Source organism: Stieleria mannarensis (assembly GCF_014154935.1).
In the GTDB taxonomy this organism is placed as follows: Bacteria; Planctomycetota; Planctomycetia; order Pirellulales; family Pirellulaceae; genus Stieleria; species Stieleria mannarensis.
This window is the reverse complement of the sequence record NZ_JACEHH010000156.1, coordinates 1-1287: the sequence shown is the minus strand read 5'-3', so window position 1 is coordinate 1287 and position 1287 is coordinate 1. Positions and strand designations below refer to the sequence as shown.

1 protein-coding gene is annotated in these 1287 nt (G+C 49.6%); it reads left to right on the top strand.

Going from position 1 to position 1287, the window contains the following annotated elements; all coding sequences use genetic code 11:
- The first annotated feature begins 122 nt into the window (after positions 1–122).
- A complete protein-coding gene (locus H1B37_RS32855) occupies positions 123–1184 on the top strand; it encodes a hypothetical protein (protein WP_182871494.1) in 1062 nt (353 codons plus the stop codon).
- The last annotated feature ends 103 nt before the right edge of the window (positions 1185–1287 follow it).

Here is a 1287-nt window from a genome sequence, read left to right as displayed (position 1 = left end):
GAGATAGAAGAGCTGCAATAGCACTTGCAACCTTACGAGAGAAAGGGCTTTGGGGAGGATTCGACGAGGTTCCCTCTCCCTGGCTTGGTTGGCAGGCCTAGCGGGAAACACAGGAGACAAAAGTGGGCTGGGACAATAAGAAAGTTGTAGGGTGTCGGGTGCAGATTGATTCGCCGACGCCTAAGAAATTTCGACAGGTCGCGACCGACCTCGGGTCTTCCGTCAGCACGCAAGAGTTTCATGAACTTGAGTGGGTGACTGAAGAATTTGAGATGGTGATCCCTCCCAGTTGCTTAAGCTGGAAAATTCCTTGGGAATTTGAAGAGGGGTTACCTGTCGTGCTCTATAAAGAGTCGCCACACTCGTCAAAAGCAGTCCGTCAATACCTCCAGACATTTTCACGGAACATTGGTGAATTTGATTCCGAGTGCTCTGTGATATGGGATGACTATTCGCAAGTGAAGATTGCATTCGAATTCCGAAACACAGTCGACAACCTGCAAGATGGCAACTTTCGTGTTATCACCTCACTGCCAATGCAGCGTCGTCTAACACAACAAGAAACACAACATCACCAGCGGGTGTTTTCAGCGGTTGCTGACGGACTTGGCATGAAAAAGCAAATCAAGATCGATTGCGACACGCAGGAGATTACATTCTCTCCCGGAACCCTCGAAACAGCGAACGGCGAACTATTCGGGATCCATGATTTCCCAACCTCAATGTTTGGAATCCGAAGAATCCAAAATTGCTCGGACGCGGCCGCATTCTTTGAGACATTTCTGGAGGCGGTGATAGGTGTTACGGGAGCCCCGTTTTGTGTCCAGATGCGCCTGAGCGGTTCCCCGAACTCAGCCTCAAAGCTGACCAAACATTGCGAATCTATCTCCGCTCTTTGGCGACTGGAGTGCGACGCGCTATTCCCGATGAATTATGACCCTTTTAAGAAGCCGCGTGGAATCGCTGAAAAAGTCGTGCTTCCTGTCTTTATGTGCCGGGACATCTCACAAAGATACAATGACTATATTGGGTTAGCTCTTTATGCCGAATACATCAACGACTCTTCAAACCTGCTTGTCTTTACGAACCACAATTCTCAATGGATGAACCAGGTGCTCAGCGACGCGAACGTGTTGGAATTTGCGAAACCACTGAAACGCCAAGAAATCTATCCGGGAATCTAGTCGGCAACGACCGGGAGACCGCAAGGAAGTTGCCGTGGTGAATGCCAATAGAGCCCTGCGTTTCTCAACTGCTGCGAGAGAACAGGTCACGACCTCTTAATTG